The organism is Pseudomonas sp. GW821-FHT12A04, assembly GCF_058807755.1.
Genome location: NZ_JBXAQZ010000002.1, coordinates 15,672 through 30,354 on the forward strand (window position 1 = coordinate 15,672; position 14,683 = coordinate 30,354).

The 14,683-nt window shown below is 58.9% G+C and carries 13 protein-coding genes; 3 read left to right on the forward strand and 10 right to left on the reverse strand.

Features of this window, described 5'->3' with window-relative positions:
* Positions 1-143: 143 nt before the first annotated feature.
* The 3 genes from gltP to AC1RS8_RS02840 form a co-directional block, all read right to left on the reverse strand.
* Positions 144-1,475, reverse strand: coding sequence for a glutamate/aspartate:proton symporter GltP (gene gltP / locus AC1RS8_RS02830; RefSeq protein WP_090452339.1), 1,332 nt, complete (start codon positions 1,473-1,475; stop codon positions 144-146).
* A gap of 839 nt (positions 1,476-2,314) precedes the next feature.
* Positions 2,315-2,479 (reverse strand): DUF1328 domain-containing protein, encoded by a 165-nt coding sequence (locus AC1RS8_RS02835; RefSeq protein WP_090452337.1) that lies wholly within the window; start codon positions 2,477-2,479, stop codon positions 2,315-2,317.
* Positions 2,480-2,550: 71 nt separating this feature from the next.
* A complete protein-coding gene (locus tag AC1RS8_RS02840) occupies positions 2,551-2,838 on the reverse strand; it encodes a hypothetical protein (protein WP_057712587.1) in 288 nt (95 codons plus the stop codon).
* Between the two features lie 437 nt (positions 2,839-3,275).
* On the opposite strand from AC1RS8_RS02840, the gene algB reads away from it, so the two are divergent.
* Both algB and AC1RS8_RS02850 read left to right on the forward strand, forming a co-directional pair.
* Complete coding sequence (algB, locus tag AC1RS8_RS02845) at positions 3,276-4,622, forward strand: sigma-54-dependent response regulator transcription factor AlgB (RefSeq protein ID WP_057712588.1); 1,347 nt, start codon at positions 3,276-3,278, stop codon at positions 4,620-4,622.
* 10 nt (positions 4,623-4,632) lie between these two features.
* Complete coding sequence (locus AC1RS8_RS02850; RefSeq protein ID WP_090452335.1) at positions 4,633-6,423, forward strand: KinB sensor domain-containing domain; 1,791 nt, start codon at positions 4,633-4,635, stop codon at positions 6,421-6,423.
* A gap of 7 nt (positions 6,424-6,430) precedes the next feature.
* Here the strand turns inward: AC1RS8_RS02850 and AC1RS8_RS02855 are convergent, their stop codons facing one another.
* The 7 genes from AC1RS8_RS02855 to AC1RS8_RS02885 all read right to left on the reverse strand — a co-directional run bounded on the left by AC1RS8_RS02855 (position 6,431) and on the right by AC1RS8_RS02885 (position 13,658).
* On the reverse strand, positions 6,431-8,044 hold the full coding sequence (locus AC1RS8_RS02855; RefSeq protein WP_057712590.1) for an EAL domain-containing protein: 1,614 nt from the start codon (positions 8,042-8,044) through the stop codon (positions 6,431-6,433).
* Positions 8,045-8,120: 76 nt separating this feature from the next.
* Positions 8,121-8,900: an N-acetylmuramoyl-L-alanine amidase gene (locus tag AC1RS8_RS02860; RefSeq protein ID WP_489339506.1), complete on the reverse strand. Its 780-nt coding sequence runs from the start codon at positions 8,898-8,900 to the stop codon at positions 8,121-8,123.
* Between the two features lie 103 nt (positions 8,901-9,003).
* Entirely contained in the window at positions 9,004-10,962 is a 1,959-nt protein-coding gene (locus AC1RS8_RS02865; protein ID WP_340312671.1) for a GGDEF domain-containing protein, read from the reverse strand.
* Positions 10,959-11,837, reverse strand: a complete 879-nt coding sequence (locus AC1RS8_RS02870; RefSeq protein WP_057712592.1) for an endonuclease/exonuclease/phosphatase family protein — start codon at positions 11,835-11,837, stop codon at positions 10,959-10,961. The genes AC1RS8_RS02865 and AC1RS8_RS02870 overlap by 4 nt, the downstream gene beginning before the upstream one ends.
* A gap of 14 nt (positions 11,838-11,851) precedes the next feature.
* The gene (gene dsbA, locus AC1RS8_RS02875) at positions 11,852-12,493 is read right to left on the reverse strand and encodes a thiol:disulfide interchange protein DsbA (RefSeq protein WP_057712593.1); all 642 of its coding nucleotides are present in this window, start codon (positions 12,491-12,493) and stop codon (positions 11,852-11,854) included.
* Positions 12,494-12,692: 199 nt separating this feature from the next.
* A complete protein-coding gene (locus AC1RS8_RS02880; protein ID WP_057712594.1) occupies positions 12,693-13,322 on the reverse strand; it encodes a c-type cytochrome in 630 nt (209 codons plus the stop codon).
* 45 nt (positions 13,323-13,367) lie between these two features.
* Complete coding sequence (locus tag AC1RS8_RS02885; RefSeq protein WP_008002190.1) at positions 13,368-13,658, reverse strand: c-type cytochrome; 291 nt, start codon at positions 13,656-13,658, stop codon at positions 13,368-13,370.
* 191 nt (positions 13,659-13,849) lie between these two features.
* On the opposite strand from AC1RS8_RS02885, the gene yihA reads away from it, so the two are divergent.
* Positions 13,850-14,494, forward strand: coding sequence for a ribosome biogenesis GTP-binding protein YihA/YsxC (gene yihA / locus AC1RS8_RS02890; protein WP_046042671.1), 645 nt, complete (start codon positions 13,850-13,852; stop codon positions 14,492-14,494).
* Positions 14,495-14,683: the final 189 nt, after the last annotated feature.

Here is a 14,683-nt window from a genome sequence, read left to right on the forward strand (position 1 = left end):
GAAACGACAAACCCCGGATTTCTCCGGGGTTTGTTGTAGGAGCGAGCTTGCTCGCGATGGACGTCAATGATGATGCGGGCATTCTGGATAAGCCCGGTGCCCCTGCCACCATCGCGAGCAAGCTCGCTCCCGCAGGTTTTGCATCAATTGCTGGAGGTTTCACCAACCGGCAGCTTCTCTTTGCTGCGCCAGTGCGGCAGGGAGTTCCAGTAGCGCTGGCCCTTGGCGTCGTCGTACATGCCTTCCCAACGAGCGATAACCAGAACGGCCAGGGCGTTGCCGATCACGTTCAGTGCGGTACGAGCCATGTCCATGACGCGGTCGACACCAGCGATGAACGCCAGGCCTTCCAGTGGAATACCGACGCTGCCCAGGGTGGCCAGCAGTACCACGAAGGACACGCCCGGTACGCCGGCGATGCCTTTGGAGGTGACCATCAACGTCAGTACCAGCAGCAGTTGCTGGCTGATCGACAGGTCGATGCCATACAGCTGGGCAATGAAGATCGCCGCGATGCTTTGGTACAGGGTCGAACCGTCGAGGTTGAACGAGTAACCGGTCGGCACCACAAAACTGCAAATGGCTTTCGGCGCGCCGTAGGCTTCCATCTTCTCAATCACGCGCGGCAGCACGGTTTCGGAGCTCGCGGTGGAGTAGGCCAGTACCAGCTCATCCTTGAAGATGCGCATCAGCTTGATCACCGAGAACCCGAACAGGCGAGCGATCAGGCCCAGGATCACGAAAGCGAAGAAGGCGATGGCGACGTAAACCAGGATCACCAGTTTGGCCAGCGGTATCAGCGACGCGAAGCCGAAGTTGGCAACGGTCACCGCGATCAGTGCGAACACGCCGATCGGGGCGTAGTTCATGATCATGTGAGTGACCTTGAACATGCTTTCCGATACGCCCTGGAACATCTTCACCAGCGGCTCGCGCAGGTCCGCCTGCAGGCTCGACAAACCGAGACCGAACAATACAGAGAAGAAGATGATCGGCAGCATTTCGCCGCGAACCATGGCCGCAAAGATGTTCGACGGGATCAGGTTGAGGATGGTTTCGATGAACGCATGTTCATGCTGAACCTCGGCCGCCGTGGCCTGGTACTTGGAAATGTCCACAGTGCCCAGGGTGCTCATGTCGATGCCGGCACCCGGATGGAACAGGTTGGCCAGCAGCAGACCGACCACGATGGCGATGGTGGTGACGATTTCGAAGTAGATGATGGTCTTGAAGCCGATGCGCCCCAGCTTCTTGGCGTCACCGACGCCGGCAATGCCGACGATCAAAGAGGAAATGACGATCGGGATCACGATCATCTTGATCAGACGGATAAAGATATCGCCTGCCGGTTGCAGGACGTTGCTGATCCACCAGGCTTTTTCGGCACTGAAATGGTTGAGCAGCGCACCGATTGCAATCCCCAATACCAGACCGATGAGGATCTGCCAGGCGAGGCTAAGCTTTGCCTTCTTCATATCTTTACCCTTACTTGTTGTTTGACTCAGGGAGATGCGCGAACTGGAACGCTTGTGGCGAAAAAGTCCAGTGCATCTGCCCCCCGTATAAGGTGCCCCGGAACGCGTGTTTACGGCTCTCTGGCAGGCGAAAAAAGGCGCAACTATTCCGATGCAAGGAAGCGCCGTCTAATGCCGTAAACGCCTACCCCATGCCGAATCGGCATGAGGTTTTTTTACCGAAACGCGCGTCCCAACCGGTTCGAATACGACATTTCGGCAGGCATAAGTGCCGTGAACCGGCCATCACAGAGCAGATTGAGTATTTTTCGAGCAGTGGCCGAGCGTTGATTTTTCAGCAAAATCGCGCAGGAGGAAGGGAAAAGTCGCGGCCAAAGAAAGGTGATTTTTCTCGATATACGGTCGCAGATGAAACACCGGGAAAAGTATTTTCCGACGTAACACGGACAAGGACGGGATAACACTGATGAAATCGAGACGAGCGCTCTATTTCAATGTGTTGCTTGATCAAGCCCTTGGCAAGTCCGTCGAACCTTGGCGGTCCGACGAACTTGCGCAGCAGCTTTTCCTGACCCGGCCCTTGCGCAGGTACTCCCTGTACCCGTAGGTCACTCCGCCCCTGAAACAGGCAGAACGTCCCGACCCCTTGGTCATGCGCCGGCCTTCCTCAGGTGGCGCAGGTGGAAAGAGGCGCTGTGGCCTCCTTCGTGTACAAATTCTGTCCGGTCAACAAGCCTGCATGGGCAGGTCAGGCATATCGGGGAAACGCCAGCCCTCATGCCATGGCACTACCGCCCAACAGCTGGGCGGCTGCCAAGTCTTGAACAACCCTTCTCATATCAGCCTCGACCGCGACGGCCCAAGAAGAAGGAGACAATGAACATCACCAGGAACACGACAAACAAAATCTTGGCGATACCCGTGGCGGTGCCCGCGATACCACCGAAGCCCAGTACAGCAGCGATGATGGCGATGATCAGGAATGTGATTGCCCAGCTCAACATGGTGATTCTCCTTACGCTTCTGTTTAAAGGTGCTGCGTTTCCTGGCGCATGGTGTGCGGCGGAAGTTTTACCTAGAACACCCAACGCTCTTGATGACGTATCTCACCCACAGGCCCGGCCTGGTCGACATCCATCATGCGCATCGGGGGGCTATCGGCCTGACCGCTGCTGACAGCGCTGAAATGGGTTTGGGTCGGATGCGGAATCGACAAACGTGGCGCTTCCGGCTGCTGGCTCTGCTCCCAGCGCAGAAACTGCTGGCCGCCGATCAGGGTGATCAACAGTGCCAGAACGGCAAACAACCCTTGCTGGATAGACACAGGCGAGAGGTGCAGGTGGGCGGCACGTTGACGGTTCATCCTGGAGCTCCTACCACTGGGGTCGGTATTCGATTGCGGGCGTTTGTTTTTGAATGCCCTGGTTAACCAGACAATTGCAGCCTGCATGCCAGCTTTTATTTTGAATAATTTCTTTTTATATCAATGCTTTACGAACATAAAAAAATTAACTTCGCACGCATCCTGCACGATGCCTCTTGTTCAGTCGTGCGTATTGCACGATTGGTTTGAAGGAAGACGTAAATTTTTTGAATTGAGAGAAGGGCGCGGATGTCAGAAATACACGCTGGCCTTTGCAGGAAACCGGGCATCCATTTAAGACCCACGAAATTAGCCGGCTAAGCGATACATGGGATGAAAGCTACCCTGCCATGACAGGAATGGCTCAGAATCAATCATGCAACATGCCCGATTTCTCCGAGACTAAATAACGATCATTCATTAAGGAGCGTAGGAAAATGGAGTCCGCCACTGAGCATCAAGGCCGCATTCTGCTGGTGGATGACGAATCCGCCATCCTGCGTACTTTCCGTTATTGCCTCGAAGACGAAGGCTACAGCGTGGCCACCGCCACCAGCGCCGCGCAGGCAGAAGCCCTGTTGCAACGGCAGGTCTTCGACCTGTGCTTCCTCGACTTGCGCCTGGGTGAAGACAACGGCCTCGATGTGCTGGCCCAGATGCGTATCCAGGCGCCCTGGATGCGGGTGGTGATCGTCACTGCGCACTCTGCCGTCGACACGGCGGTGGATGCGATTCAGGCTGGCGCCGCCGACTATCTGGTCAAGCCGTGTAGCCCCGATCAATTGCGGCTGGCAACCGCCAAGCAACTGGAAGTGCGGCAATTGTCGGCGCGACTGGAAGCCCTGGAAGGCGAGGTACGCAAGCCCATGGATGGTCTGGACTCCCACAGCCCGGCCATGAAAGTGGTACTCGAAACCGCCCGCCAGGTTGCCACGACCGATGCCAATATCCTGATTCTGGGTGAATCCGGTACCGGCAAGGGCGAACTGTCCCAAGCCATTCACGGCTGGAGCAAACGCGCGAAGAAATCCTGCGTCACGATCAACTGCCCGTCGCTGACCGCCGAGCTCATGGAAAGCGAACTCTTCGGCCACAGCCGCGGCGCCTTCACCGGCGCCAGCGAAAGCACCTTGGGCCGAGTCAACCAAGCTGACGGCGGAACGCTGTTTCTCGACGAGATCGGCGACTTTCCCCTGACATTGCAGCCGAAGTTGCTGCGTTTTATTCAGGACAAGGAATATGAGCGCGTCGGTGATCCGGTGACCCGCCGTGCCGATGTGCGCATCCTTGCGGCCACCAACCTCAACCTTGAGGACATGGTGCGCGACGGTCGTTTCCGTGAAGACCTGCTCTATCGCCTGAATGTCATTACCTTGCACCTGCCACCGCTACGCGAACGCCGCGAAGATATTCTCAACCTGGCCGACCGTTTCCTGGCACGCTTCGTCAAGGAGTACGCCCGTCCCGCGCGCGTCTTCAGCGACGAGGCCCGGGAAGCACTGCTGGGCTATCGCTGGCCGGGCAACATCCGTGAACTGCGCAACGTGATCGAACGGGCGAGTATCATCTGTCCGCAGGAGCGGGTCGAGATCAGTCATCTGGGCATGGCTGAAACCCCGGTCAACAATGCACCTCGCATCGGCGCGGCACTGAGCCTGGATGAGCTGGAGAAGGCCCACATCGGCGCGGTCCTCGCCACCGCCGATACCCTGGATCAAGCGGCGAAAACCCTGGGCATCGACGCCTCGACGCTGTACCGCAAACGCAAGCAGTACAACTTGTGAGCAATCGCCGATGAAACTGGCGATGAAATTGCGGACCCGGCTTTTCCTGAGCATCTCCGCACTGATCACCGTCGCGCTGCTCGGGCTCTTGCTCGGGCTGGTCAGCGTGATGCAGATGGCCGGCAGCCAGGAAGCACTGATCCGCAGTAACTTCATCACCCTGGACCTGGGGCTCAAGCTGCGTCAGACCCTGGGTGATCAACTGATCATCATGCTCAGCGAGAAGCCTGACTCCGCCGCTTTCGCCGCCTCGAAGCAGCGTTACTTCGAACTGCTGGAGGAAGGCATCGCCCAGGAACCGGAGGAAACCGCAAGCGAGCACGGTTTCAGAAAAGCCAAGGCCGACTACGAGCGCTTTATCCAGGCTTATGAAGCGTCCCCGGACCCGTCGAAGGTGCTCAGCAGCCACGACAACCTGACGGAAAAATTCAATGCGCTACGCAATGGCCTGATCGCCGAGCACAAGCGCGCGCTTGATAACATCAGCGATACCGAGCGCCAGGCCCGGGAGCAGGCGCTGCTGTTTGCCGGGTTGCTTGGACTGGTGGGGCTGGCGGTGCTGATCATCGGCTTCGTGACCGCACAAGCCATCGCCCGGCGTTTCGGGGAGCCCATCGAGGCCTTGGCCAAGGCGGCGGACAATATCGGCCAAGGCAATTTCGATGTCACCCTGCCGATTTCCTCGGCGGTGGAACTGAACCAGCTGACCCGGCGTTTCGGGATCATGGCCCAGGCGCTGCGTGAGCATCAGGCCACCAACGTAGATGAGCTGCTGGCCGGTCAGCAGCGCTTGCAGGCCGTGCTCGACAGCATCGACGACGGACTGCTGATGATCGACCGTCAGGGCCATCTGGAACACCTTAACCCTGTAGCCCAGCGTCAGTTGGGCTGGGAGTCCGATCGTCTGGGGCAGGGGTTGGGTACGGCGCTGGAGCGCCCCGAGCTCGATGAGCAGCTGCAACTGGTGCTGCGCGGCGGCACGCTGGAGCGGGCGCCGGAAGACTTGAGTGTCGAAGTCGATGGCGAGTCGAGACTGCTGACCTACAGCCTGACCCCGGTCAGCCATACCCAAGGCCATATTCTGGGTGCCGTGATGGTGCTGCATGACGTCACGGAGCAACGAGCGTTCGAACGGGTACGCAGCGAATTCGTATTGCGAGCCTCCCATGAATTGCGCACACCGGTCACCGGCATGCATATGGCCTTCGGATTGTTCCGTGAGCGCGCTCACTTTGCCCCGGATTCCCGGGAAGCCGACCTGCTCGATACCGTTAACGAAGAGATGCAGCGGCTGATGCAGTTGATCAATGACCTGCTGAATTTCTCCCGTTACCAGAACGGTTTGCAGAAACTCACCCTGACGCCGTGTTCTATCGAGGCGTTGCTGGAACAGGCTCGGTCACGTTTTGCCACATCGGCCGAAGAGAAGGAAATCAATCTGCTGGTGGAAGTGCAAGGGCCTTTGCCGCGGTTGCAGGCCGACCAGCCACAACTGGAGCGGGTACTCGACAATTTGCTCGACAACGCCTTGCGTCACACCGGCTCCGGCGGGCGGATACGCTTGCAGGCCCGGCGTCACGGTGACCGGGTCATCATCAGTGTCGAGGACAACGGCGAAGGTATTGCCTACGGTCAGCAGGGGCGGATCTTCGAGCCCTTCGTGCAGGTTGGACGCAAGAAGGGCGGGGCCGGGCTCGGCCTGGCCTTGTGCAAGGAAATCGTGCAATTGCATGGCGGACGGATGGGTGTCTATTCACGACCGGGGCAAGGAACTCAGTTCTACATGACGCTGACCGTTTAGGTCACCCTCACGCTTCGTCATCCAGGCGCCGGCCGGCCCGACGCCGGCCCCGGGTAATCAATTCCGTGAACTGCACTGCGCTCAACGCGCGGGCGAACAGCCAGCCCTGGCCGAACTTCACGCCTTCACTGCACAGGAACGCGGCCTGGGCCTCATGTTCGATGCCCTCGGCAATCACCTTCAGGTGCAGCGACTGGGCCATATGAATGATATGCGGGGCCACGCCGCTGCTGGCGGCGTCATGGCCCAGCGCATCAATGAACGCCTTGTCGATTTTCAGGCAATCGACCGGCAGGGTTTGCAAATAGGCGAGGCTGCAATAGCCGGTGCCAAAATCATCGATCAACACCTGATGCCCGACATCCCGTAGCGCTTGCAGGTTTTCCCGGGCCACCACCACATCGACCAGCCCGCGCTCGGTGACTTCAAAAGCAATTTGCCGCGCAGCGACGCGATGCAGGGTCAGCAGCCGCGCCATCACCTGGCCAATCCGCGGAACCATCACATCACACGCCGCGAGATTGACCGAGATGTACAGCTGCGGGTTCGCACGCAGCAACTGGCCGAGTTGCTCGAGCAGGCGCTGCAAGACGAAGTCCGTCATCTGGCGAATCTGCCCGGTGTTCTCCGCCATCGGAATGAACAGGTCGGGGCTGGTCAGGGTGCCGTCCGGCCTGCGCCAGCGCAGCAGTGCTTCTGCCCCGACACAGTTGCGGCTATCGAGGTCGAAGATCGGTTGGTACAGCACCTGCAACTCGCCACGGCGAATCGCGCCGGCCAGCTCGGCGTCCAGCGACTGCCGTTGGCGCACCAGCAAAAACACCAGGAACCCAACGCATATGCCCAGCGCAAGGCTGGCCGGCAGCAACCACCACCAGACCGCCGGGATATGCATGCCGGTGCGCGGGCTGATCAACACCAATTGATATTCCGGGTTGTCGGTGGGCATCCGGTATATCAGGCGTGCCTGGGTGATCTGCAGCGCATCACGGTTTTTCGGTGGCCAGGCCTCGGCCGGCGGCCAGACCTGAGAAGCGCCCAGCACCGGAATCGCGCGCGCGCCATGGTCCAGAACTACAAGCAGGCTGCTGCCCGGCGACAGGTCGACCATATCGGTCAAATGCCCGCGAGAGGTCGCCACCCGGAAATTCCCGCGCCCGAGCATCAGCGCGGCACGGTTTTCATCGGGTTCAGTGGTGGTATTGAGCCAATAGCTGTAAGTCGGGCCTTTGATGTCTGGCGATCGACTCAGCGACAGCCCTTCCTGACGAGGGCGATTGGAGCAGATTCGTGAAGAGTCCATGTAGGCGGCTTCGTAGACGAAGCGATAATTGAACGTAACCTGTTGCAAGGTCGCGATCATTTCAGCATCGCAGCCGCGCAACGGTTGCGCTTCAAGGTCATCAAGGCTTTCACGCAGTTGCCCGAAGAGCTGTTCGAGACGGGCGAGGAAGCGTTCGCCCTGAGCATTCATTTCTTCGCTTTCGCTTTGCTCGACCTGGTGTATGGCGACGAACAGGCTGCCGGCCATCAATAATGTTGCGCTCAAGACAGTAGACATCAGCCCCAGGAACCAGGGGCGATGGAACCAACTACGGAAGGTCTCTCGAGCAGCAGTCATTGTGCAATATCCGATGTATTACCAATGAGTTATAGCTGCTGATTGGAAAAAAGCCCTGACCGTCGGGCGGGCGTCATTATTTTGTCTGGTTCAACACCCACAGTAGCGCGGCGGTTTGCGCATCCGGAGTGCCATCGAAACGCGCCGGACGGAAATGCATCTGAAATGCCGCTATCACATGTCGTGTCGCGACATCGAGCTCGCCGGTCTGTGGCGAGGCATAACCCAGGCGGGCCAACTGCGCCTGAAACCAACTGATGCTCGGCAACTGCTCGGCGAACAACATTTGCTGGCGCGCCACCGACTGTTCATTCGGCCAGATGCCCAAGCCTTCGGCGGCCAGATGCTTCCAGGGGAACAGCGGCCCCGGGTCCAGCTTGCGCAAGGGTGCAATATCACTATGGCCAATGATCTCGCGAGGTTTTATGCCGTGACGTTTGCTAATGTCCTTGAGCAATACGATCAGCGACTGGACCTGGTCTTCGGTGTAGGGATACCACACGCGTCCGGTCGGGGTGTCCTCGAAGCCCGGGTTGACGATTTCGATACCGATGGAACTGGAGTTCAGCCAGGTGCGGCCATTCCACTCACTCTCCCCGGCGTGCCAGGCCCGCACATTTTCATCCATCAGCTTGTAGATGGTGGCGCCCTTGTCGTCGCCGATCAGGTAATGGCTGCTGACCTCACCGTGGGTCAGCAATTGCAACGAACGCTCCAGCGAGGCATTGGTGTAATGCACCACCACAAATTGCACGCGGCTGTCGTAATTGGCCGAAGAGTGGCTGGTGTTGAAACGGGGACCGCTGGCACAGCCGGCAAGCACAATCAGCGATAAGATCAGAGCAAAATATTTCATGGCGAAAGGCAGTACACGCAAGACAATAATGCAACAGTGTAACGTAATGCCTTGCGGGCGGACGGCAATCCCATCGAATTAAACAAAATGGAACAGATCACCGTCAGCTCGGTTCCACTCGGTTGCGGCCGGCATTTTTTGCGCGATACAGCGCCTGATCGGCTCTTTTAAGTACCTGATCGCTATGTTCACCCGGCCTGAACGCCGTCATTCCGATAGACACGGTAATGGTCACCGGCTCTCCCTTGAAGTGGAACGGACAGGCTTCGATGGAGGCCCGCAAGCTTTCCAGCATCTTCAGCCCCGCCGCCGGCACCGTGGATGGCATTAACAGCACAAACTCCTCGCCGCCAAACCGTGCAATGAAATCCGTTCCGCGCAGCCGCTTGCGCAACACGCTGGCGATGATTTTCAGCACTTTGTCACCGGCCAGATGCCCGTAGTTGTCATTGATGCGCTTGAAATGATCGAGGTCGAGCATGGCCAGCAACAGCGTGTTGCCATGTTGTTGCCATTGTGTGACTTCATGACCCAGGCGCTCGCTCCAGGCCGCGCGGTTGGGCAGCCCGGTCAACGGGTCGACCAATGCCTTCTGTCGTTGCTCTTCAAGGTGCTCGCGGTAACCCTGGGCCTCCTGCTCCATATGGGCGACCCGCTCGGCCAGGCTGTGCAGGCGCGCAGCGACCTCCTGCTCGCGCTCATCGCGCTGTTTCTGGTGCTGGTCCATGGTGCCCAGCAAGCCTTCGAGATGGTTTTCCAGTACGTGCTTGAGATCTTCCAGGTCCGCGGCTTCTTGCATGCTGCTTTGCAGGCCATCGACCTGTTCGCGGATCTGCGTGTCCATCTGTCGCGCAGCCGAACGGTTGTCGGCGTGTCCCGCGGTGGCGGCCTGCAAGTTGCTCTGGAACGATTCGAGACGTTCGTTCAGTCGTTGCAGATAGGCTTCGAACTCATGCTGGCCGCTGTCGGTAATGGCCAGCATCAATGTGGCGAAGTCGTCGAGAATCGGCAGCAATTCGTACCAGTTCAGACCGTTTTTCAGACGATCGCGCATGGATTCTGCTTGTGGACGATGACGCTCGGGCAGTGTCAGGTCGTCGAGCAGCCCCAGCAACGTGTCTTCGATGTGGCTGGCCACCGAGCTGTAGGAGGGCTCGGGGGAATCCGGGAGTGCGTAGAGAATGTCGTGTTCGGATGACGCCTGATCGACGACGGCCACGTCCTGCATCGGAATCGGAGGTAAGGGCAAGCTATCGGGTGATGCTTGCGCGGTCAGCTCGTCGGGGTTCGCTTGCGACTCAGGTGATATCGCGATGGTTTCCGGGGTCGGTTTCTCGGCCGATTCGATTTCCGCCGCGGCTGCACTGGGTGGTTGAGGCTCCGCAGCCGGAGGTGCAAAAGCCACGGTTGGCTCGGTCGGCGCGAACTCGTCCTCGACTCGCTCAACAGCGGGTACCTCGCAGCTTGCCGCAGGGCTCTCGGCTACAGGGGCAGCCAGCGCAGGAGCAGAGGCCGTTGATGCCTCCGTCTCCTGCGCTTCACGACCGCCGAACAACCGCTGCAGCAAGCCCGGCCGGCCGTTCTCCGTTGGGGTCTCCAGCTGGCTCAGGGCCTTGCCCTGCAAGCCACTCAGCTCGCTGAGCAGCAAGGGCATCTCGCGCGCCTGACTGACCCGCGCATCCAGGTGCTTGGCGAAATTCTTGAGTGGCCGACTCACATCCCGTGGCAATGGCAATGTTTGCAGTTGCGTGACCAGCGCAGTCAAGGCGGCACTGGTCTGGTTGACTCGGGTTTCCCGACGCTGTTCGGAGTCAAGCACGGCTTTTTCCAGGCGTGGAATCAGCGCAGCCAGGCCGGCGTCCATGTCATCGGTACGCACGACTTCGCGCATTTCCTTCATGCATTGGTCAACGGCGCGGTCCGTACCTTCCGCTGCCAGGGTGCTGCGCACCAGCCCGCGACGCAGCAAGTCGAGCCGCGCGTCCCAGCGACGTTCGAGCTTTTCCTGTTGTTCGATGCTTTTGAGGTATTTCTCTTTCCAGCGCTGTGCTTCGTCGCTCATTCATGGGATCCGCGAGGGGCAGGACTCAACGCGGGCAATGCATCGGCCGTGAGCGAACCCGGCAAACGAATCTCTACCGCGACCGGCAGGTGATCGGAAATGGGCTGTGCCAGCACCTCAACCTTTTCCAGGGTCAGGCTCGGGCTCAGCAGGATATGGTCCAGGCAGCGCTGTGGGCGCCAGCTGGGAAACGTCGCTTCCAGTTGCGGCGCAAGCAGGCCGAGATCGCGCAACGGGGAATGTTGCAGCAGGTCACTGGCATGGGTGTTCATGTCGCCCATCAGCACCTGATGCTTGTAGTCGCCGATTAACTCGCGGATGTAGGCCAATTGCAGACTGCGTGCCCGGGCGCCCAACGCCAGGTGCATCATGACCACCACCAGCGCTTCCGGGCCTTCGCCGAACCGTACCAGAATGGCTCCGCGACCCTTTGGTCCCGGCAACGGATGATCCTCAATTGCCCACGGACGCAATCGGCTGAGCACGCCATTGCTGTGCTGGGCCAGGCGACCGAGATTACGATTGAGTTGTTGATACCAGTAGGGAAAGGCGCCGAGCTGGGCCAGGTGTTCGACCTGATTGACGTAACCTGATCGCAGGCTGCCGCCATCGGCCTCTTGCAAGGCGACCAGATCGAAGTCGCCTAGCAGATTGCCGATTTTCTGCAGGTTATCGGCACGCCCCGTGTGCGGCAGCAGGTGCTGCCAGCCCCGGGTCAGGTAATGCCGATAGCGCTCGGTACTGATACCGACCTGGATATTGAAACTGAGCAAGCGCAGACGACTGTCTGCGGGCAGGCCCGTGGATTCCAGATGATGCTCGTTGACCCGCGGATCATGCAGGCCAACGATGCGTTCAGTACCCCATCGGCGCATGGCAGTGACTGCCCTTAGTTGGCGGCAGCCTTGTTAGCCGCTCGCTCTTTGTCGATCAGTTTGTCGGCCAGTTGCAGGGCCTGTTCGGCACCGCCGGCAGAACCCACGTCGAAGCGATACTTGCCGTTGACGACCAGGGTTGGAACGCCGGAGATTTCATACTTCTTGGCCAGTTCACGGGCTTGAACAACCTGGCCCTTGATAGCAAAGGAGTCGAAGGTGGCCAGGAATTTATCCTTGTCTACGCCCTGGGTAGCCAGGAAGTCAGCCATGTCATTCTTGTCGATCAGCTTCATTTTTTTGTTCTGGATCGCGTCGAATACCGCGGCATGAACCTTTTGCTCAACACCCATGGACTCAAGGGTCAAGAACATTTGGCCATGAGCATCCCAAGCTCCGCCGAACATGGCTGGAATACGCTTGAAATTCACATCGGATGGCAGTTTTTCAGCCCAAGGATTGATTGTCGGTTCAAAATGATAGCAATGCGGGCAGCCGTACCAGAACAGCTCCACCACTTCGATCTTGCCAGGCACGGCAACCGGAACCGGATTGGTCAGCTCGACATAAGGGGCGGCTGGGGCGTCGGCGGCCTGGGCAGTCATGCCAAACAGGCTGGCAGCGGCAAAAACGGCACTGATGATCAGATTACGCATGCTTTACTCCTGGACAAATTTTTTCGCCGCGCGCGATTGTTTTCAGACAGATCCTGGCGGGCTTGAGTTCTGTAGTGTAACGGCAGCGGCCACAAAAAAGGGCGGCCAAGGCCACCCTTTTTATACTTGCCGAGACGGATTAATCGAGCGTTAACGTTGCAGGCGATCAGCACGCCGTTCAACGCCCGATCCACCGGCCTTAGTGCAGGCCTTGAATGTAGCTGGACACCGCGGCGATGTCTTCGTCGCTCAGCTTCTTGGCAATGCTCTGCATCGGTTTGGTATCGCCGTCGTTGGTGCGGCCACCTTCTTCCTTGCGGAAATCGACCAGTTGCTTGCCGACGTATTGAGCGTGCTGTCCACCCAGGTGCGGGAAACCGGCAGCCGCGTTACCTGCGCCATTTGGCGAATGGCAACCGGTGCAGGCTGGCAGGCCCTTGGCCAGGTCACCACCACGGAACAGGGCCTCACCGCGAGCGACGATCTTCGGATCGGCGGCACCGACGCTGCCTTTCTGGCTGGCGAAGTAGGCAGAGATGTCCGCCAGGTCCTGATCGCTCAGGTTGGTCAGCAGGCCGGTCATTTCCAGAACGGTGCGCTTGCCCGACTTGATGTCGTGCAATTGCTTGGTCAGGTAGCGTTCACCCTGACCTGCCAGTTTCGGAAAGTTTGGCGCCATGCTGTTGCCATCCGGGCCGTGGCAGGCGCCACAGACGGCGGCTTTGGCCTGGCCGGCTTTTGCATCACCCGGTTGTACTGCCTCACCTGCAGCATGGGCCATGCCGGAGATGCCCACGGTCAACAGCAGACTCACGATCAATTTCTTCATCAGCTAATCCAACTACGGCTAAGGGTTAAGAGTTATGGACCGGGCTTACTCGCTCATCCAAAGGATGATGGCTTGGTAATCCTCGGCACTGCAGTCCATGCACAAACCACGCGGCGGCATCGCCTTGAAACCCTGGGTCACGTGTTGCACCAGCGTCTCCATACCTTTCGCCAACCTCGGCGTCCAAGCTTCCTGATCGCCTTTTTTCGGCGCCATGGGGAGTTGGCCGGAATGACAGGCACCACAAACACGGTTGTACACAGCTTCCGGATCCTGTGTAGCCTGAGCGCTGTAAAGCGGCATCAATACACCGGCAGCTAGCAGCCATTTCGTCATAAAACGACCTTTTCAGGGTTGAGAGCGAGCTGCGTTCTAGTGCGCAATCAAGGTCTGTCGCTCTCGTGAACTTCGTCCTACGCTGGGACAAAGCGCACACAAAATCTGCGGCATTATATACTGGCGTCACTGAAACGGAAGCGACACTGCTTGCCGCACCCATTCCTGGCGCCGCCCACATCGGAAATCCCATGCAACTCAAGAATCCCATCCTCGGTCTGTGCCAACAGTCCACCTTCATGCTCAGCGCCGCCAAAGTCGATCAATGTCCGGATGACGAGGGCTTCGAAGTCGCCTTCGCCGGGCGTTCCAACGCCGGCAAGTCGAGTGCCTTGAACACCCTGACCCACGCCAGCCTGGCGCGCACCTCGAAAACCCCGGGACGCACGCAGCTGTTGAACTTCTTCAAGCTAGACGATGAACGCCGTCTGGTCGACCTGCCGGGCTACGGTTATGCAAAAGTACCGATCCCGCTCAAGCAACACTGGCAGCGTCACCTGGAGGCATATCTGGGTGGTCGCGAGAGTTTGAAGGGGCTGATCCTGATGATGGACATCCGCCATCCGATGACCGATTTCGACCTGCTGATGCTCGACTGGGCCGTGGCTGCAGGCATGCCGATGCACATTCTGCTGACCAAAGCGGACAAGCTGACCTATGGCGCGGCCAAGAACACCCTGCTCAAGGTTCAGGCGGAAATCCGCAAGGGTTGGGGCGATCTGGTGACAATCCAGCTGTTTTCGGCCCCCAAACGCATGGGCCTGGAAGATGCCTACACCGTATTGGCTGGATGGATGGAGCTGGCGGACAAGGGTGCCGAAGCAGAAGCTCAGTAAGTGCCGAAAACTGCCTGCGGCGCACGCAGGCAGTTTTCTCGGGGCAAAAAAAACCCCGGGCTTCATATGGGGAGGGAGAAGTTCCGGGGTTGAAGCTCTAGACCGCTAGGGCGGGGTCCAGATATCTGCCAACACTTAACACAACATAGGAGCATCGAAGGGCTTCACCAGCCATTCAGTAACTCTGAG

Bases quoted from the DNA above. Each gene is read 5' to 3' on its own strand.
- gltP (WP_090452339.1), bottom strand. From the start codon at position 1,475: ATGAAGAAGGCAAAGCTTAGCCTCGCCTGGCAGATCCTCATCGGTCTG.
- AC1RS8_RS02835 (WP_090452337.1), bottom strand. From the start codon at position 2,479: ATGTTGAGCTGGGCAATCACATTCCTGATCATCGCCATCATCGCTGCT.
- AC1RS8_RS02840 (WP_057712587.1), bottom strand. From the start codon at position 2,838: ATGAACCGTCAACGTGCCGCCCACCTGCACCTCTCGCCTGTGTCTATC.
- algB (WP_057712588.1), top strand. From the start codon at position 3,276: ATGGAGTCCGCCACTGAGCATCAAGGCCGCATTCTGCTGGTGGATGAC.
- AC1RS8_RS02850 (WP_090452335.1), top strand. From the start codon at position 4,633: ATGAAACTGGCGATGAAATTGCGGACCCGGCTTTTCCTGAGCATCTCC.
- AC1RS8_RS02855 (WP_057712590.1), bottom strand. From the start codon at position 8,044: ATGACTGCTGCTCGAGAGACCTTCCGTAGTTGGTTCCATCGCCCCTGG.
- AC1RS8_RS02860 (WP_489339506.1), bottom strand. From the start codon at position 8,900: ATGAAATATTTTGCTCTGATCTTATCGCTGATTGTGCTTGCCGGCTGT.
- AC1RS8_RS02865 (WP_340312671.1), bottom strand. From the start codon at position 10,962: ATGAGCGACGAAGCACAGCGCTGGAAAGAGAAATACCTCAAAAGCATC.
- AC1RS8_RS02870 (WP_057712592.1), bottom strand. From the start codon at position 11,837: ATGCGCCGATGGGGTACTGAACGCATCGTTGGCCTGCATGATCCGCGG.
- dsbA (WP_057712593.1), bottom strand. From the start codon at position 12,493: ATGCGTAATCTGATCATCAGTGCCGTTTTTGCCGCTGCCAGCCTGTTT.
- AC1RS8_RS02880 (WP_057712594.1), bottom strand. From the start codon at position 13,322: ATGAAGAAATTGATCGTGAGTCTGCTGTTGACCGTGGGCATCTCCGGC.
- AC1RS8_RS02885 (WP_008002190.1), bottom strand. From the start codon at position 13,658: ATGACGAAATGGCTGCTAGCTGCCGGTGTATTGATGCCGCTTTACAGC.
- yihA (WP_046042671.1), top strand. From the start codon at position 13,850: ATGCAACTCAAGAATCCCATCCTCGGTCTGTGCCAACAGTCCACCTTC.